Origin of the sequence: Acetobacter syzygii, assembly GCF_000964225.1 — a bacterium.
In the GTDB taxonomy this organism is placed as follows: Bacteria; Pseudomonadota; Alphaproteobacteria; order Acetobacterales; family Acetobacteraceae; genus Acetobacter; species Acetobacter syzygii.
In genome coordinates this window covers 1-18,543 of the sequence record NZ_BAMZ01000010.1, presented here as the reverse complement: position 1 = coordinate 18,543, position 18,543 = coordinate 1, and the positions used below count along the sequence as shown (strand labels likewise).

Genomic DNA, 18,543 nt, shown 5'->3' with positions numbered 1-18,543 from the left:
CACAATGTTCATATCCATAAAGTCTGCTTCAGCCATGCCCCGTCCATAAAAAAGAGGCTGGCAGGCCCACGCCCACCAGCCTCTCCTATTGCGTGCAACCCTTAAAAAAGAAGGGTCAAGCCGCAGGCGTTGTGGCCGCGGACGTATCACCCAGTGCCGCTTTGAGTTTGGCTTCCGCCTCGGGGGAAAGCGAGGTCTGCAAAATGCGGGCGTGGCCCTTGAACTGTTGCAGGTCGGCCAGAACCTTATCCGGCTGGGATTTGCGCACCAGCACAAAAAGGGCCGATGTGTTGGGTGGAATGGTATCCCCCAGCTTGGTAATAAACCCGTCATCAATCCCGTAATCGGACATTTTGCCAGCCAGAGCCCCCGCCCCGGCCCCGACCGCGCTGCCAATCACAAAGCCTGCCAGCGGGTTAAGGCACAAAAGCCCCACCACGGCACCCCAGAACCCGCCAGAGAACAGCCCCCAGGACGCCCCGGCTTTTTCCAGATTAACGCTCTGGTGCAGGTGTGTTTTGCCATTGGCATCCCGCGTGACCACAACGGCATCTTCCATATCCAGCAGATATTCCTTCTGGAGTGCGCGGCATTCCGTCAGCACCTTCGCGGCATCATCAATATGGTCAAAGCCCAGAACGATCAGATCAGACATGGTATTTCCTTCTTTTGCGGCCTGCCCCAAACGGGAACAGCAGCGCGTAACACCCATAATGTAGGGACGGGGCCAAACCTTTGCCAGAGCCTCCGGCACAGGGCTGCCCACGCGCTGCCGCCCAAGTGGGGGGCAGGCCATGCCGTGGATTACCCAAGGCCAAGATGTTTTTTATTTAATCTACCAGACCGCAACTCTGCCCATATGGAGTTCGTTGCACCTGTATCTCCTTTTTAGAAAACAGGGGGCTTCCATGACATTCCTTAACTCTGTCACCAATGCCATTACCCATGTTGGGGATTTTATCACCGGTGCTACGTCCGACAAATCCGGACTGCTCACGGCACTCAACGAAGTGCTTGGCCCCGTTCCCCGCCCGGACCGCCCGAGTAAGCTGGAAAAGCGCGCACAGGCCATGGGCATGATCAACACCATCCGCCGCTGGCAGAGCGCGCCGCACAGCCCGCCTGCAACCGAGGCGGAAGTGCGCGGGTTCTTTTTGCAGGAAGAATTGGACTGGTTTTCCGAACAGACAGGTCTGTCCGATCTGGCAACCATGAAGATGATTCGCAAAATGCTACCGCAATGCGTGCGACTCCGGGCCATCCATGACCCTTCGCTGTTCCCTCAGCCGCCCACAAACCGGGTATGAGGGTCCGCGCGGCCCATACGGTGTGGTGGGTAACGCACATCACCACACCGTAAAGGGTTTCCTGCACATCAGGTTGTTCTCCCCCCCTACCCGCTCTGGCAAAGCTGCGGGCATAAGGAGTTGAGAACAATCAGGAAAGTTCAGTCAGGTTCCAGCCAGCCTGCGCATCATGCACAATGCTCAGCGGAATGGCATTGGGCAGGCGAACATTGGCAGGCAGCGCCATAACGGCACGCAAAGCCCGAAACAAGGCACCATGTGCCACAACCAGTGGCAGACCATCCTGCGCTGTTGCACGGTTCAGCGCCGCCGCCGCACGGACTTTAAGCGCGGCAAAAGGTTCTGCGCCGGGTGGTGTATAGTGCTCTGCTATCCAGTCATCATACCAGTCGGCAATGGGCTGGCCTTCCTGCTCGCCAAAGCAGACTTCGGCCAGACCGTCATCCACACTCAGGGGGAGTGCGGGCAGGCCGTGGGCCACCAGCTGGTCACGCACAATCACGGCGGTCCGGTGTGCGCGCTCCAAGGGTGAACACACAATGCGCGTAATGCGCCCCTGCTCCGCCGCACGTATGGCCTGCTCGATCAGTTTACCTGCCTCTACCGCCTGCTCAATGCCGGTTTCGTTCAAGGGAACATCCGTGCGCCCCTGCGACAGACCAGCCCGGTTCCAGTCGGTCTGACCGTGGCGCAAATACCAGTACGGGCGGGGGAGAAGCTGGCTCATGACACCTCAGTCAAACAGGGACGATACGGAACTTTCATCCGCAACGGCACGCATGGCCCGTGCCAGCAGACCAGAAATGGTAATCTGGCGAATATTGCTGGCTGCCATAACCGCTTCTGTTGCCTGAATACTGTCCGTCAGGGTCAGCATTTCAATCGGGGAATCGGCAATACGGGGCACAGCCTGCCCGGTCAGCACACCATGGGTCACATACGCACCAACGGATGCAGCACCCTGCTTGGCAATAGCGCGGGCTGCGTTGCACAGTGAGCCGCCACTATCTACAATATCGTCCACCAGCAGACAGTGGCGACCACTGACATCCCCGATCACATTCATGACTTCGGACACACCAGCACGTTCGCGCCGCTTGTCAATAATCGCCAGATCGGTGTTCAGGCGCTGGGCAAGCTGGCGCGCACGCACAACACCGCCCACATCGGGGGAAACAATCATCAGATCACGATCGCCGTACTGGGCGCGAATATCACGCACAAACAGCGGCGCTGCGTACAAATTGTCCACCGGAATATCAAAGAAGCCCTGAATCTGCATGGCATGCAGGTCCAATGTAAGCACGCGGCTTGCCCCGGCTTCGACCAGAAGATTGGCAACCAGCTTGGCGCTAATGGGTGTACGGGGGCCGGACTTGCGGTCCTGACGGGCATACCCGAAGTAGGGAATAACAGCCGTAATGCGCTTGGCCGACCCGCGACGCAGGGCGTCCAGCATGATCAGCAGTTCCATCAGGTTGTCATTCGTGGGCGTGCAGGTGCTCTGGATGACAAAAACATCCTCGCCCCGCACGTTTTCATGAATTTCAACAAACACTTCCATGTCCGCAAAGCGGCGCACGGTTACGTTACACAGGGGCAGGTTCAGCTCTGCGGCAACGGCCTGGGCCAGTGGCAGGTTGCTGTTACAGGCGACAATTTTCATGACAAGGACGTTTCCCGGCCTCAACTGTTACACGAATAGGAAGGAAGACTGCAGCGAGGGGGGTTTAGCAACCACGCGGCCCATTGTCATCCATCCTTCGGCCAGCAGCATACGTCTGCGGGGCAAGCGTGTCCTAAAAGCCGCGTTTGGGGGTGTGGCTGGCCATCCATGGCTTGCGCCATTCCGCCACTTTGCTCTAAGGGTGTGCGTTAGCGCCAAGCCCGCCAGTCCACCGGGCAATGGCTGCACATGGGGGAAGCCAGCCTGCAAATGGGCTTTGCCCTTTCCGGCCCTTGTGGCTCTGCCTTTATACCCAAATTGCATGGCGTGCCCGGTTTTCTGGCTTTAATGGCATGGCTTGAGGCCGAGCAGGCCTTGTGCCCATACAGGCAGAACCAGCCTGCATGGGCCATATTGGCGGGTAACGGGGTGGAAGGTCACTAACATACCACACAACGCATGGCAGATAACTCGACACAACATGGCAAAGGTTGCAGCTCCACAGCCTGCTTACGCCACCGCCAATGGCTTCCTTACCTTTCACTCAGCCATGCCATGCGGTTTAATCCACGCACAGGTTATTCGCAGTCCCACCCGGACGTGACATACTACCCTGCCTAAACGTCCACCCCAGCGTGCCCGCACGCAAGGGCAAGCCCCAACGGAGCCAGCATGACCCGGCCTTCTTCGCCCGGTAGCCGTCACAAAGCCTGTTTTACTACAGGCAGCATCATGCGGCACGTGCTGGTCATGGCCGGGACCGGAGCCATTGGGCTTATGGCCGTATTTGCGGTCGATATGCTCAACATGATCTATATCAGCCACCTCAACAACACCGCCATGACTGCGGCAATTGGCTTTGCCAGCGCGGTGATAGGGCTGCAAATTGCCATTTCCATTGGTCTGACCATTGGCATCAGTGCTGCCACCGCGCGCGAGATCGGAGCCGGACGACACGAGGAGGCCCGCTGCCTTGCCGCCTCCGCCATGATTGTCATGACCGTGGTGACCGGGATTCTGGGCGTGACCACGGCATTGGCCGCAACCCCCATACTCAGCCTGTTTGGCGCACAAGGCCAGACATTGGCCGAGGCCGCTGGCTACCTGCGCATTTTAAGCGGCGCGCTGCCTCTGATCTGCATTGGCATGGGCTGCTCCGCACTGATGCGGGTTGTGGGCGATGCCAAAGGCTCCATGCACATTACCCTCATGGGCGCTGTGGTAGCCGCAGCCTTAGACCCACTGTTTATCTTTGGCCTGCACGAAGGGCTGATGGGGGCTGCCATAAGCGCCATTCTCTCGCGCTGTGTGGTGGCGGGGGCCGGGCTGCGGGGCGCGTTGCGGCACAATATGCTTGCCCGCCCCTGCTTGCGCCGCATTATACCGGATACGCGCCGGGTGGCTGGCATATCGCTCCCTGCCATCCTCACCAATCTGGCAACCCCTGCGGGTGGGGTTTACGTAACCCGCGCCATGTCTGGTTTTGGGCTGGAGGCCGTAGCCGGGCAGGCCTCGATCGAGCGTATGGTGCCTGTTCTGTTCGCGCTTGTGTTCGCGCTAACCGGCTCGGTCGGCCCGATCATGGGCCAGAACGTGGGCGCAGGCCGCCCCGACCGTGTGCGCGAAACACTGGCCGCGGCCCTTAAACTTGTTGTGCTGAGCGTAGGGCTGACATGGATTGTGCTCTATTTTGCTCAGGATCTAATTATTGCCATCTACAACGCACAGGGGAATGCTGCCGCCCTTTTGCACCTGTTCTGCACATGGACCATTGGAAGCTACCTGTTTGTAGGCATGTTGTTTGTGGCCAATGCCGCCTTTAACAACCTTGGCTTTCCGCTTTACTCCACGGCCTTCAACTGGGGGCGGGCAACGCTGGGCACCATTCCGTTTGTTCTGCTCTGCGCGCGCTTTGGCCCACAGGGTGTGCAGGTCGGGCAGGCCATAGGCGCTGTGCTGTTCGGCACATTTGCGGTCTTGACTGCATTCCATGTCACGCGAAAACTGGCAACGGCTCCCGCGCCGCTCCCTCCGGCGCAGGAATTGCGGAGCACGCCAGTTTCTGACGTGCCGACCACCAGTGCAGAAGCCGCCATGGCGGAACTGGACGAGGTGGAAAGTGCCTCCGACCTTTAACCGAGGGAACAGGAATACGCACATGTCCAAACTGACCACGGAAGAACGCAACGCCCTGCCCGATAGCGCCTTTGCCCTACCCGGCCGCCGCTACCCCATACCCGATGCAACCCATGCCCGCGATGCCCTTGCACGTGCGAGCGAAATGCTGCATCGGGGCAACCTGACACAAGCCGAATATGACCTGATACACCGCAAAGCCGAAGACGTGCTGCGCCAAGAACGACTGTAACGACCTGAATGCTCGATAAACTTTACGCCCGCGTTCTCCAGCACGCCGCCAGCCCCTATGCCCCATTCTGGCTGGCGGCACTGGCTTTTGCGGAAGCCAGCTTTTTCCCCCTTCCGCCAGAAACACTGCTTGTGCCCATGGTTCTGTCCCAGAAGGACAAGGCATGGCGCTACGCGGCCATCTGCACTGTGGCAAGCGTGGCCGGGGGGCTGCTGGGCTGGCTGATTGGCGCAGTTCTGCTGGACACGCTGGCCCGCCCCATTGTTCATTTTTACCATGCCGAGCATACATTGGCCGCCTTGCAGGACAAGTTCCGCCAGTGGGGGGTATGGATTATCCTGTTCAAGGGGCTAACCCCCATTCCCTACAAGTTTGTAACCATTGCCAGTGGCATGGCACATTTTGCCATTATTCCCTTTATGTGCGCGAGCCTTGTTACGCGCGGAGCACGCTTTGCGCTGGTTGCAGGCCTGCTGCGGCGGTTTGGCCCCAGTATTCAGGACTTTCTGCAAAACCGGCTGCCTTTGGTTACCGGCCTGTTCGCCCTTATGCTGCTTGGTGGCTTTCTGGCCCTGCGTTACCTGTAAAAAATGGTCCAGACAGGGGGAGAACGATGCCTTTGCACAGGGCTGGGCCGCACCAAACTGCCTTGCGCTGCACCCCCTGCACGCGCAGGTAAAACAGATTAATGTTTTAAAAACCCATCCACACCACCAAAAACCAACACGGGAGGCACAACAGGCATGGCAACTCAGATTGCGGTCGTTACAGGAGCAGGTTCGGGTATTGGCCGCGCGGCAGCCCGTGCACTGGGCCGCGCAGGGTTTGATGTAGCCCTGCTGGGCCGGGATGCACAGCGCCTGCAGGCCACAGCAGACAATCTGGCCCAACATTCCATACGCACCCTTGTTGTCAGTGTGGACGTAGCAGACGCACAGGCCGTGCAGGACGCGGCACACCATATTGAGGCTGAACTTGGCCCTATTTCCGTCTGGGCCAACTGTGCCGGGGCTACTGTTGTGGGGCAGGTGGCAGCACTGAGTGCCCAGGATATTGAGCGTGCTACACAGGTAACCTATCTGGGCAGCGTAAACGGCACACTGGCTGCCCTGCATGTGATGCGCCGCAGGGGGCAAGGGGCGATTATTAACCTTGATCTGGCTCCCACCCTGCGTGACCTGCCCCTTCAGGCGGCAGAAAACGGCTCCCGCGCAGCCCTGCGCGCCTTTTGCAACAGCCTGCGCACCGAACTGCGCCATGATGCAGACCACATCCGTCTGGTTATGGTGGACCTGCCCGCCATTAACACACCACACTATAACTGGACCCGGAACCTGACGGGTAAGCGGCTTAAACCCTTTGGCCCGGTCTATGAACCAGAGGTTGCGGCGGAAGCCATTTGCCGTGCCGCCTTTACAACCAGCCGTTCCATTTCCATTGGCTGGAGCAACAGCTTTGCCGCCCTATGGCGCTTTGCTGGCCCCGGCTGCCGCGAGGCACGGCTGGCCAGCCATGGCTACAAAGCCCAGATGAGCCACGACTGGGCTGAAGGCCCACAACCCGATGACCTGTACAAACCCGTACCCGGTGCCTATGGCTCGGAAGGTCCGTTTGATGCCAAAGCCCGCAGGCTGAACAGCCCTTGGACCATCTTTGTCTCCTCCGGTTTGCGGGCCAGCCTGTTTGGCGCACTGGCTGCCATGGGGCTGAGTGCGGCACTTAACCATATCCGCCAGTGCCGTAAGTCCTGACCAACACGCCCTGCCCTTTGGCCCCCTCCCTCCTGCCTGCACAACGGCATCAGGCTATGGGGGCCGTAAGGTCAGGCCCGCAACTGGGCCATCTGGGCCTCGGGTGGCTGTTCCACAACAAACGGCCCTGCGGCATGAACCTGAATACTCAGCAGGCCCATCTGCCCTTCCCGCACCCCTACGAGTGGTAACTCCGCCGCACCTGTGGTCCACCGGAGTGTGCCATCCGCATTGGCCTTGTGCCAGCCGGACCATGTAGTGCCTTCCGCCCGCAGGTGCCCGGTCTGCACCACATGGCGGCCACCGCTAAACAGGGTAATGGCCCCCACGGCAACGCCAAGGGTGCGCCGGTCATCCGTATATGGCCCAATAACCACGGCAGGCTGGCTGGTGCGGGAGGTCAGAAAAACTTTTTTCACCCCTGCTGGCAACATAAAGCAGTAGCTCTCCCCATCGCGCCGCAACAGGCGGATGCGCTGCCCTGCATCTGTCAGCAAAAACAGATCCGGGTCCATGCTCAGTTCCGGAGCCTCCGCAGCCATGCGGCACCCCGGTATGGTTTGGCTCCGCGCGCGCAGTTGGGCAAACACCTCAGCCAGAGCCTTATGCCCGCTCAGCCTGAGTGGGAGCACTTCCTTTTCCCATGTATGAGCGGCTGCGCTGCCAAGGCGGACCACCTCCCCCTGCCACGCTGGATGCTGGCCGGGTTGCTGCGCCAGATAAAACTCCACCGGCACCCCGCTGGCTACAAGTACAGCGTGCGTTTCTGTTTGCAGCATTATGTATTGGTAGGATGCAATACTCTGGTCATAAAAAATACTACTCTCATTCACCAACATACGTACGGGTACAAACTGCCCATTATGCAGTACGCTATGGTCTGGCGTTAGCAGCAGGTCGTGCTCTGGCATATTGGCCCCCAGAGCATGGCGCAAAACCCGGATGGGGTAGCCTGCCTCCTCCACGGGTAATTCCGGTCTGGCGTGCCTATGGCCGCGCTCAACCCACATCAGCCGCTGCACACGCGCTCCACCCTGTGTCCACACATCCACCAGGCCACCCGTCTGGAGGGTTTCCAGCGCAACGGTTTTTCCTGCCGAATGCAGTTCTGTTCCTTCAATCAGGCAGGCTCTGGTCCGGGTCTGAGTTTTTGCACACCCCATACGGAATGCGCTGGCTCCACCTGCGGCTGGGTAGTTCCCCTCTTCCAGCACCACACCGTTGGCCAGCTCTACCGTAAAACGCCCCACCTCCGTTTGGTCCCGCCCACGCAGCACAAGCGTACGGCAGGCACCAGCCCCCGTTACGTGGTATGTTACAATGGGTTGGCAGATATTGCGGACCTCGATCATGGACCGGGCCGGGTTGTAATCCAGAATAACCGTGCCAGACAGGTCAAACGGCATATGAGCGGCATTAACCACCAATGTGCCACCCCCTGCCCCAAACTGCACGGTGGCGCCACACAGCACATCGGGCAGCCCCACACCGCAGGAGAAAATTCCGCCATTGGTTATGCGCAGCACCGCACCGTCCAGCGTTGCCCCAGCCTCTGTGGCACCAAACAGGGCGCATCCACCTGCCACATGCACGCACAGGCCCGCAGGCACCCCAAGCGCTACGCCCAACAGGGCATTGCCACCAATATAGAAGGTACTGCCACAAGGCACATGCCCTGTGGCGGGGCCTATGCCAAATGTGGCATATACACCCGGCGGCACAATATACGTGCCCCCCGCAGGAGCTGGTACAACACGGGGCAAGCCCTGCCCGCCCCCAAGCAGCACATTACCATTGCACTGGCCACCAAAAATGGCCGGGTGAATAACGCCTGCATAAATACGTGCGCCAGTGGGGTCTGTAATGCTGACCCTGTAACCATCCCGCACGCCCAAAAAACCCTGATGGTCAGTGATCGCGTAAGTGACACCATTGGTGTTGACGTAATGCGCCATGCCCCGACACCTCCCCTTCAAAACAGCCTGAAGAAGAAGGCATACGGAGCGAATTATAACATTTGGTTAATAATTCTTTATGACCAATACGCTTTAACGGTAAATTAACTCCGGTGTTAATTTAGACCAGTCCGCCACCCCACACCCACCATGCGGGGTGGGCATCTTCCAGCCTGTCGGCTGCCTGCCGTGCGGCCTGTGGCGTTGCAAACAGGGCAAAACACGTTGCCCCAGACCCGCTCATCCGGGCCATAAGGCAGCCATCCTGCCCGGAAAGGTCGGCCAGCACATGCCCGACCGGCGGGCACACGGCACAGGCCGGAGCTTCCAGACTGTTCCCCTGCTGCGCAAGGAACGCCACAACATCTGCAAGGTTGCCCCAGTGCTCCGGCATGGCCGCACGGGGTGCAAAAGCCCCGTCCCTGCGGCGGAAAACTTCGGGGGTGGAAACTGCCTGCCCACAGTTGACCAGCACCATGCCACATTCCGGCAAATGGGGGGCTGGGGTCAGGTTTTCACCAATCCCTTCCATTCGCGTAGTCTGGCTTAGCAGGCAAACGGGAACATCCGCCCCCAGTGTTTCGGCCAGTTTAAGCAGGTCTTCCCGGCTGGCCTGCACGTTCCATGCCCTGTCCAGCAAACGCAGGGTGGCTGCGGCATCCGCTGACCCGCCGCCAATACCCGATGCCACAGGCAGTTTTTTATCCAGCACCAGTGTGCCACCCTGCACATGGGCCTGCGTACCGCACAGCCCCTGCAATGCACGGGCAGCCTTGAGCACAAGATTATCCGCTCCAGCGGCAGAGGCATCCAGCAAACGGCCAAACCGGCCCACAATATGCAGGTGCAGTGGTTCTGGCCCCGGTTGGTAATGCAGTACATCCCCCGCACCGGCAAACACAACAAGACTGTCCAGCAGGTGGTACCCGTCCGCCCGGCGGCCTGTTACGTGCAGGTACAGGTTGACCTTGGCGGGTGCGGCCTCTGTGAACGCAAAGCTGGAAACATCCAATGCGGCAACGGTCACGGCGTGTGCTTTCCTTGTTCCGGGGCGGGTTGGGCAGGCACGGGCGTGGCCTGTGCGCCTGAGGTTGTGGCGGGAACGCCTGCTTTTTGCAAGGCAGCGCGAATCAGAGCCTCATCCGCAGGACTGGGGTGCAGGCCAAGGGCCATGTTCCACTGGTCCACAGCCTCGGTCCTGCGCCCTGCCCGCCAGTAGGCCTCGCCCAGATGGTAATTGACTTCCGGGTCTTCTGGCGTTTGTTCCGCTGCTTTTTCCAGCAGGGGCAGGCCCCCGGCAAGGTCGCCGCGCTCCACGCGCACCCAGCCCAGACTGTCGGTTATGGCGGCATCCTGCGCATCCAGCGCATGGGCCTTCTGTAGCAGTTTTTCCGCTTCGTTCAGGTCTTCATGCTGTTCGGCCATGCTGTAGCCTAAAAAGTTCAGCAAAAACGAATCATCTGGCGCATAAGCCAGTGCGGCCCGGGCATCCGCCTTGGCATGGGGCCAATCCCCCGCCTCATGGTAGGCCATGCCGCGCAGGAACAGGAGCGTCCAGTCCGGGCGTTTCTGTGCGTTAGCCAGATCAATCGCACGGGAATAGGCAGCTATGGCTCCCTGCCAGTCCTTGGTCTGGCTGAGGGCGCTGCCCAGTTCGCGCTCAATAATAATCTGCCCCGGCACCTGCTCGGCCAAATGCCTGAGCAGGGGAATGGCATCTGCCGGATGGTCGTTAGCGCTCTCCAGCACAGCAAGCCGGAGCGTTGCCACTGCGGCCAGCGGGTCCTGCGGGGGCACGCGTTCCAGCGTCTGGCGGGCGGCGTTAAAATGCTGTTCGTCGTCCTGTATTTCCGCCAGCATCAGGCGGGCATCGGCCAGTGTCGGGTCCATGGCCAGTGCAAAACCCAGCATCAGGCGGGCGGCCTCGTTAAACTGAAGCTGGCTGAATGCTCCGTTTTCCGGATTGGCGGCCTGCTGGGCCTGTTCGCGCGCCTGCTGGCGCAGCAAAAATGCGGTCAGCACATAGCCACGGGCAATGCCCGCCTGCGGGGACGTTACGGGGTAATGGGCAATATTGGCCTGCAAGGCTGGTCCGGCCAGCGCCAGAACGGCATCTGTTTCCACCAGTTTGCGAATAACGGTGCGCGCCTTGTCCTGCTTGCCATGCGCCCATAGCCATGCGGCGTAGGAACGCGTTAGCAGCATGTCGTACCCCGGCATGATCTTCTGGGCCTGCTCGAACAGGGCTCCCGCTCGTTCGGACTGGCCTGCAACCTGCGCAATTATCCCGGCATGTAATGTGTAAAACGGTTGCAATACGGAGGTCTGTGCATGGAGCAGGCTCTCTATTGCCGCATCCGCGTGACCTTGCGCCTGCTGGCACCATGCGAGCAGCAGGGGCAGAATCAGGTGGGCCATGGGGTCCGCCCCCGCACGATGATAATACTGCACCGCATCGGGCCATGCCCCGCGGACTGCCGCATCGTTCCCCAACACCATGGCGGACACAACACTGCGGCTTGGGATGTTTTTATCCACCTGCCGCGCCAGTTCCACCGCCTGCGGGTTCCCGGCCATAATGTTGCGCACAAAAGCCTGCCGCAGCAGGTCCATGTTTGCGGGGTCTGCCTGCAATGCAGTGTTATAAGCCTGGGCAGCCTCCAGATCATCCCCCAGATGAACCGCCACAATACCACGCAGGAAGGCTTGCGAATCGACACGCCCAGTCTGCACCGGCTCAACCGGGTTGCTTTTGTTGTGCAAAACGTTTGCAGGCTCGGGCGCTGCCGCAAGAGCCGGAGGCACCAGCATTGTGGCAGACAACAGGAAAACCATAGGCATAAGGCGACAAAACAGCATAAGAACCCTATTCAAGCTGAGGCGGCAGCACCGGGTTGCCGTACCACACGCCCCACATCTGCCAGCGTAGCGGAGAGGAACAACATGAACGGCTGGTTTTTCTCTACCGCGCTCATGCCAAACCACCAAACCATCAGCTTCATATTCTGCTCCGCACCCCGCCTGTGATACGGTCTGAATGATGCAAGACGCCCTCTCCCTCCTCCGCCTCTATACTGAATGGGGGGTGGATACCGCCGTAACCGATCAGGCCACGGACCACCGCCAGACCGGAGCGGGGGCGTTCCGGCTCCCTGCCGCGCCAACACGGGCCGGATCGGGCGTAACACCGGGCGCACCAGCCGCGGGGCCACACACCACACACCACCAGCCAGCCCCCCCCCAAACGCCCCCAATGGCCGCCACCCCAGCGGCAGCAGCAGGTGTAACAAGTCTGGGCGAGTCCATTGCCCTTGCCCAACATGCGGCGGCACAGGCCACAACACCCGATGCCCTGCGTGCGGCTATGGAAGGCTTTGCCGCCTGCTCCCTCCATGCAACGGCCATGCACACACTGGCACCGACCGGCCCGCACAACGCCCCCCTGATGCTGATCGGGGAAGCGCCTGATGCGGATGAGGACCGGAGCGGGCAGGTTTTTGCCGGTCTGTGCGGCTCCCTGCTGGACGCCCTGCTGGCCCCTCTTCCACTGGAGCGCAGCCAGTTGGCCCTTGCCACCGCCCTGCCGTGGCGTCCGCCCGGTGGCCGCCCCCCGTCGGATGCGGAACAACGGATATGCGTACCCTTTTTACAGCGGGCCATTACCCTGTTTGCCCCCCGCCGCCTTGTGCTGTGCGGCCGCCTGCCAGCAACCATGCTGCTCGGCAGGGACACCCCTGCCCAACGCCGCGAATGGAGCGCGCTGACCCTGCCAGATGGTCCGACCATTCCCGCTGTGGTCATGCGTCATCCGCTCCAGCTCCGGGCCTCCCCCACGGCACGCAGGGAGATATGGCAAACGCTGATGATGGTCATGAAAACACTGCGGGACGACCCGTAAAGCAACCATTACCACGCCGGAAATATCGTTCCCCACCTCACAAAGAATTACAGAATGAAATAACGCCAAATACCTTTGGAAAACAAAGAACTCCGCAAGCAACAACCGGCGCGTTACGGCAAACACCCAAACAGTTTTTGAAACGCCCCGACCAATGTTTACACAGAGTAAACTTGCTTTTTGCGCGCAAAACGCCTAGACCCCGCCAGCCATGCGAGCGATAGGTCAAATTCCTCATCAGATCGCGGCAAAAGCCTTTTTGGCTGGAGCCGCTCTTTTGGCCAGCGCTTCCGTCAGCACGACGAGAGCCCACGCCAGTTCCCCGGACCACGGGGTAGAACCGCACAGCGAAGAGCTTGCGATGGTTCTGCCACGCCGGGCTTTTCCGGAAGGGGATGATCTTGCTCTACCCAAACCACTACCACCCGATGTAGCCACCCATATCCGCACCATTTTTCGGCTTCAGCGGATGGGAGCCTTTGCCGAGGCAATCAGCAGCACCACCCATCTGACCGATTCATTGCTGCTGGGCGAGGTTGAAGCAAACCGTTACCTCAACCCAAGCTACCACCCCAGCGCAACCGAACTGCGCAACTGGCTCAAGCAATATACCAGCTACGCAGATGCACCCGCCGTGTGGGCACGCCTTGCAAGCCTGTCCGAGCGGGGTGGGCCTATGCCTGCGGCCCCTTCTGCCGAGCATCTGGCCCCTGAACATGCCGCTCTGGCGGCTGGGCCATTGCAGGAGTTCACCCGCAACCCCATGCTGGACCGCACATTGCGCGAACGCACGACATGGGGCCTTAAGGGTGTGCACAGTGCCCTCCACCTGATCAGCATTACTCCGGGCATGACCCCTGCCTACGCGGCCCAGTTACAGGCCGAAACGGCACAGGCCATGCTGGCAGCGGGGGAAACCGATCTGGCGTTGGACATAAGCCGCACGGCCCAGAGCGTTGCACATGAGCAAAACGCACTGGCAGGTTACATTGCCGGGTTGGCCCTGTGGCAAAAGCAGGCTTACAGCGAGGCAACGCCATTTTTTGAGCGGGCCTCCCACGCGCCACGCGCCACGCCGGAAATGCGGGCTGCAAACGCCTTCTGGGCTGCCCGCACGTACGAAAAAACCAACAACCCGCACAGCCAGCACCTCTGGCTCCAACATGCGGCAACCTTCCCCCGGACGTTCTACGGGCTGTTGGCCAGCAACATGCTGCATTCAGGCACAACACCCCACAAGCTGAGCGAACGCCACGGTCTGGCCAGCTTTGCCCCGCTGGAAAGCTCAGGCAATGCCAGCCAGAGTGCTGCCTCTGCTCCGGTGCTGACCGAAATTGATCTGGAAGCTGTTGGAAATACCGAGGTCGGTCGCCGCGTGTTTGCTCTCATTCAGGTCGGGGAGCCGGAAATGGCCGAAAACGCCATGCGCCGTGCATGGCCCAGCCTGCATGACGTAACACTGGCCCGCTCGTTCCAACTGGTCGCAGATGCCGCCGGACTGCATGACCTTGCGCGTGAGATGGAAGATTCCCTGCATAATCAGGCCGCAACCGCGCAGAACATGGATGACACCCCTCTGCCCCAGCTTAAACCACGCAATGGCTTTACCATGGACCCGGCGCTGGTTTATGCGCTGGCCCGCGTGGAATCCAACTTTGATGCCCACGCCGTATCGGGTGCAGGGGCGCATGGATTAATGCAAATCCGCCCCATAACGGCAGATTTTGTGACCAGTGCCTCCACCACCAACCCCAACCACAGGTTCGAGCGTTCGGCCTCCGCCCTGCATGACCCCAGCCTTAATCTGGAGATTGGGCAGCGTTATGTGCAGTATCTGGCCAAGCTGACCCAGCAGGCCAACCATACGGAAGCCCGTGGCGGAGATATTATTCGCCTTCTGGCCAGCTACAATGCAGGCCCCAATGCACTGGCACACTGGGAAAATCTGGCTGCCTCCTCGGACGATCCGCTCCTGTTCATGGAGTTGCTCCCCAATCAGGAGACCCGGAACTACGTGCACCGGACCCTGACGTACCTGTGGCGCTATGCAGCAAAAATGAAGCTGCCAGCCCCCTCCCTCAGTGCGCTGGCCCATGGCACCTGGCCCGACTTTGCGGACGAAACCGCACTGGCCAGCACCCTGCACTAACCCTCAGGTCATACGGTAAGGCCGCAGGTCCACCAGACCACACGGCCAAACAAAAGGGGCGCAGCCATGCTGCGCCCCTTTTACCATACCAACCTGTGGGGAAGTTACTGGCCCACTGCCGCACCCTCCTCCGGTGGGGCCTGCTCCACCCACCACACAGAACATGGACCCGTTAATTCTCCGCCAGTGCCTGCCGGCTGGCACGCACACGGGCAACCCGACGACCTTCAACCTCCAGCACCTCAAACAGCCAGCCATCGTAAGCCACCTTGTCACCCGCTGCAGGCACACGCCGCAATAAGGCCAGCAGCAGGCCGCCAAGCGTGTGGTAGCTCCCTTCTTCGGGCAAGGAACGCAGACCCAGCATATCCTTGATCTCGTCCACCGAGGCGGTTCCTTCGAGCACGATCACCGCATCCGGCGCAGGCACGTTGGCTGCATGGTGGCTGGACTGGGGCTGCTCGTGCGAGGTTTCCCCCACAATGGCGTCAAACAGGTCGGCAGGGGTGACCACCCCTTCAAAAGCACCATATTCATCCAGCACAAAGGCCATGCCCAGTGTAATGCTGCGCATCCGCTCGAGCATATCAAGGGCGGAAATGCTGTCTGGCACCACAACCATGGGCCGCATACCCGCCTCTATGGACACGGGCATCCCCTCCAGCACCCGGTCCAGCATATCCTTGGCCAGAATAACGCCAACCGGGTTATCCACCCCACCTTCGCAAACAACAATGCGGGCATAGCTTGTCTGCTTGAGCAGTTGCACCAAGGCTTCGCGCCCTGCGTGGCGGTCAATCCAGCACAGTTCATTTCTGGGCGTCATAATCGCCCGCACAGGCCGGTCAGCCAGACGCAGGAGCCGTTCGATCATGCTCCGCTCCTCGTGCTCCAGCACGCCCAGACGTGCGCCTTCGGCAATGTAGGCCTTCAGCTCCTCTTCCGTCAGGCTCTGGTTCACTGCATCGCTCGCCCCCATCAAACGCAGCACCATGTTGGAGGAGGCCCGCAGCAGCATAACGACCGGCCCTGTCAGTCTGGCCAGCATCTCCAGTGGCATGGCCAGCCGGGCTGCCATTTTTTCGGGTTCACGCAGGGCCAGCTGCTTGGGCACCAGCTCCCCCAGTACCAGCATGATCGTGGTAATAAAAACCACCACGACCACCATGGAAAGCTGAGGAGCAAACGGTTTAAGCACGGCAAAACGTTCCAGAATGGGGGTCAGGTGGGCTTCGATCTGAACCCCGCCAAACGTCCCTTCCAGAATGGAAACCAAAGTCATGCCGACCTGCACGGTGGGCAGGAAGATCTGGGGGTCTTCCGCCAGACGCATGGCGCGGTCCGCCCCCCGCACGCCACTCTCCTGCAACTGGGCCAGACGTGGCTTACGCACGGAAATAAGAGCCAGCTCACCCATGGCGAACACAGCATTGAGAAAAACCAGAAAGAAAATAACAAGAATGGAAAGTGCCATGGGTAAAACCAACACGCCTTTTGCTATAGCGGGCTTTGCACAACAAATGCCCCGCTGCGCACGATAAGGGATGATCCCGCGTGAGACCAGCGCCGAACGTGCGACCCACCCCACCCATCAACTCCATGCGGGGAGTGTATGTCTGCCCATCCGATAAAGCGGACCAAATCGGTATTCTTTTTTGGGTGCGCATAAAAAAACGGCCCCCGAGGGAGCCGTTTTCTAGCTTGCAAAACCGATTCGCTTAACGCGGGATCAGTCTGCCGCAGTGCTTTCTGCTGGAGCTGCGGCTTTGGGGGACTCGTCATTCGCCCCTTCGGTCCGTACCACCTTAACGCGCGGGGCCTTGGCAGGCTTGCGCGCTGCAATGGCTTCCATCTGCTCTTCCACCTGTTTGGAGAAGACATACTGGGCAGGCCGCTGGTTAGCGAGCGAGATTTCCGGCACCATGGGCTTTTCGGTTTCAGGGCCAAACAGCGCAACCTTGGCAATGTGCCAGGGGCGGCGCACAGCATCCATGACCGCTGTGGATTCATAGCCGGAATGGACCATGCAGTCGGCGCACTTTTCGTAGTTGCCGGTGCCGTAGTCATCCCATTTGGTGTCTTCCATCAGCTCACGGAAGGACTTGGCATACCCTTCACCCAGCAGATAGCACGGACGCTGCCAGCCAAACACGTTGCGCAGGGGTTTGCCCCACGGCGTGCAGTGGTACTGCTCGTTCCCGGCAAGGAAGTTGAGGAAGAGAGGAGACTGCGTAAAGCGCCACTTCTTGCCCTTGCCAAGGCGGAACACATCACGGAAGAGCTGCTTGGTCTTCTGGCGGTTGAGGAAGTGTGCCTGATCAGGCGCACGCTCGTAAGCGTAGCCCGGTGCAGTCATAATCCCGTCCACACCCATCGCCATCACTTCATCAAAGAAGTTGGCCATGCGCTGCGGGTCTGCCCCATCAAACACGGTGCAGTTGATGGACACACGGAAGCCGCGCGCCTTGGCCTTTTTAATGGCCGCAACCGCACGTTCGTACACACCATCCTGGCAGACGGAGGCATCATGCTGGGCTTTGTCGCCATCCAGATGCACATCCCATGAGAAGAAGGGAGATGGTTCATAATCATCCATCTTCTTCTCAAGCAGCAGGGCGTTCGTGCACAGGTAAACGTACTTCTTGCGCGCGATCAGCCCACGGATGATTTCCGGCATTTCCTTGTGTAGCAGCGGTTCCCCGCCGGCCACGGCAATAACTGGTGCGCCTGCTTCCGCATCTGCATCCAGACATTCCTGCACGGTCATGCGCTGGTTGAGAATAGCCGCTGGGTAATCGATTTTTCCGCAGCCTGCACAGGCCAGATTGCAGCGAAAAAGCGGCTCAAGCATAAGCACCAGCGGATAGCGCTTGCGCCCCGTAATGTGCTGTTTGACAACGTAACTGCCGACCCTGACGGCCTGCATTATCGGTACGGCCATAAACCCCCGCTTCGGCGCATCCACTTAACGCCCGTATCGTGACTGGTAGTAAAGTTAATTAAGACAAATCAGTAGTGAGTCTGTCCATCAAGCGCGTGACCAGACCTGTTGCCAGCGTGGCCTGCTACTCCACCAGTGGACTGTTTGAAGGAGCGACAGGCACGGAACATGTATAGCCATGCGTGTATGAGGTATTCGCCTGCATATAGGTGGCCTCGTTTGTCAAGCTCAAGTCTTTTTCGACCCCTGTTGCAAAAAAGACACAATCGCCAGTGACTTTTGTTTCCATGCTTGCGTTCTTTCACAAAACATTAAACCAAACCCCATTGGTTCGCGATGTCTGTCGGCATGTTAACGCGATGTAAGGCACGCCGGGGGGCGTTACACCCTGCCTTGGAAGGGCAGTTGTGTGCCGTTCCCCGCTAAAAAGAAGATGGAAACAATCGCATGGTCAGTTCTGACAACAAGAACGCCCCGTCCCCGATTCCCACTCTTGGCCGTTTTCCGG

Annotated in this window: 17 protein-coding genes; 8 read left to right on the top strand and 9 right to left on the bottom strand. The window is 59.8% G+C overall.

Translation table 11 applies throughout. The features are described from left to right. Positions 1-115: 115 nt before the first annotated feature. Entirely contained in the window at positions 116-655 is a 540-nt protein-coding gene (locus Absy_RS04855; RefSeq protein ID WP_048853688.1) for a DUF1269 domain-containing protein, read from the bottom strand. Between the two features lie 253 nt (positions 656-908). Between Absy_RS04855 and Absy_RS04850 the strand changes: the two genes are divergently transcribed. Continuing rightward, a complete protein-coding gene (locus tag Absy_RS04850) occupies positions 909-1,307 on the top strand; it encodes a hypothetical protein (RefSeq protein ID WP_048853687.1) in 399 nt (132 codons plus the stop codon). Positions 1,308-1,437: 130 nt separating this feature from the next. On the opposite strand, the gene Absy_RS04845 is transcribed toward Absy_RS04850, so the two are convergent. Together Absy_RS04845 and Absy_RS04840 are read right to left on the bottom strand one after the other, a co-directional pair. After that, positions 1,438-2,034, bottom strand: coding sequence for a histidine phosphatase family protein (locus Absy_RS04845; protein WP_048853622.1), 597 nt, complete (start codon positions 2,032-2,034; stop codon positions 1,438-1,440). Positions 2,035-2,040: 6 nt separating this feature from the next. Then, the gene (locus Absy_RS04840; RefSeq protein WP_048853621.1) at positions 2,041-2,973 is read right to left on the bottom strand and encodes a ribose-phosphate pyrophosphokinase; all 933 of its coding nucleotides are present in this window, start codon (positions 2,971-2,973) and stop codon (positions 2,041-2,043) included. A 249-nt stretch (positions 2,974-3,222) separates the two neighbouring features. Here Absy_RS04840 and Absy_RS04835 point away from each other — a divergent pair, with 249 nt between their 5' ends. From Absy_RS04835 to Absy_RS04815, 5 genes are all read left to right on the top strand, one after another. Then, positions 3,223-3,417, top strand: coding sequence for a hypothetical protein (locus Absy_RS04835; RefSeq protein ID WP_048853620.1), 195 nt, complete (start codon positions 3,223-3,225; stop codon positions 3,415-3,417). Between the two features lie 228 nt (positions 3,418-3,645). Continuing rightward, positions 3,646-5,109 carry an MATE family efflux transporter gene (locus Absy_RS04830; protein ID WP_048853619.1) on the top strand — a complete coding sequence of 488 codons (1,464 nt, stop codon included), beginning with the start codon at positions 3,646-3,648 and terminating at the stop codon, positions 5,107-5,109. Between the two features lie 22 nt (positions 5,110-5,131). After that, positions 5,132-5,341: a hypothetical protein gene (locus Absy_RS04825; RefSeq protein WP_048853618.1), complete on the top strand. Its 210-nt coding sequence runs from the start codon at positions 5,132-5,134 to the stop codon at positions 5,339-5,341. A gap of 8 nt (positions 5,342-5,349) precedes the next feature. Beyond that, a complete protein-coding gene (locus Absy_RS04820; RefSeq protein WP_048853617.1) occupies positions 5,350-5,928 on the top strand; it encodes a YqaA family protein in 579 nt (192 codons plus the stop codon). A gap of 156 nt (positions 5,929-6,084) precedes the next feature. Continuing rightward, positions 6,085-7,092, top strand: a complete 1,008-nt coding sequence (locus Absy_RS04815) for an SDR family oxidoreductase (protein ID WP_048853616.1) — start codon at positions 6,085-6,087, stop codon at positions 7,090-7,092. A gap of 71 nt (positions 7,093-7,163) precedes the next feature. Here the strand turns inward: Absy_RS04815 and Absy_RS04810 are convergent, their stop codons facing one another. The 4 genes from Absy_RS04810 to Absy_RS12860 form a co-directional block, all read right to left on the bottom strand. Beyond that, on the bottom strand, positions 7,164-9,047 hold the full coding sequence (locus Absy_RS04810) for a Hint domain-containing protein (protein WP_048853615.1): 1,884 nt from the start codon (positions 9,045-9,047) through the stop codon (positions 7,164-7,166). Between the two features lie 121 nt (positions 9,048-9,168). Further along, complete coding sequence (locus Absy_RS04805; protein WP_048853614.1) at positions 9,169-10,074, bottom strand: 4-(cytidine 5'-diphospho)-2-C-methyl-D-erythritol kinase; 906 nt, start codon at positions 10,072-10,074, stop codon at positions 9,169-9,171. Further along, on the bottom strand, positions 10,071-11,870 hold the full coding sequence (locus Absy_RS04800) for a tetratricopeptide repeat protein (RefSeq protein ID WP_245614731.1): 1,800 nt from the start codon (positions 11,868-11,870) through the stop codon (positions 10,071-10,073). The genes Absy_RS04805 and Absy_RS04800 overlap by 4 nt, the downstream gene beginning before the upstream one ends. Positions 11,871-11,917: 47 nt before the next feature. Continuing rightward, on the bottom strand, positions 11,918-12,049 hold the full coding sequence (locus Absy_RS12860) for a hypothetical protein (protein ID WP_257006302.1): 132 nt from the start codon (positions 12,047-12,049) through the stop codon (positions 11,918-11,920). 35 nt (positions 12,050-12,084) lie between these two features. Here Absy_RS12860 and Absy_RS04795 point away from each other — a divergent pair, with 35 nt between their 5' ends. Next, positions 12,085-12,945, top strand: a complete 861-nt coding sequence (locus Absy_RS04795; RefSeq protein WP_048853612.1) for a uracil-DNA glycosylase — start codon at positions 12,085-12,087, stop codon at positions 12,943-12,945. A 211-nt stretch (positions 12,946-13,156) separates the two neighbouring features. Further along, on the top strand, positions 13,157-15,094 hold the full coding sequence (locus Absy_RS04790; RefSeq protein WP_048853611.1) for a transglycosylase SLT domain-containing protein: 1,938 nt from the start codon (positions 13,157-13,159) through the stop codon (positions 15,092-15,094). A gap of 172 nt (positions 15,095-15,266) precedes the next feature. Here the strand turns inward: Absy_RS04790 and Absy_RS04785 are convergent, their stop codons facing one another. Together Absy_RS04785 and hpnH are read right to left on the bottom strand one after the other, a co-directional pair. Beyond that, positions 15,267-16,568, bottom strand: coding sequence for a hemolysin family protein (locus Absy_RS04785; protein ID WP_048853610.1), 1,302 nt, complete (start codon positions 16,566-16,568; stop codon positions 15,267-15,269). A gap of 255 nt (positions 16,569-16,823) precedes the next feature. Then, on the bottom strand, positions 16,824-18,035 hold the full coding sequence (hpnH, locus tag Absy_RS04780; protein WP_048853609.1) for an adenosyl-hopene transferase HpnH: 1,212 nt from the start codon (positions 18,033-18,035) through the stop codon (positions 16,824-16,826). Positions 18,036-18,543 lie beyond the last annotated feature (508 nt).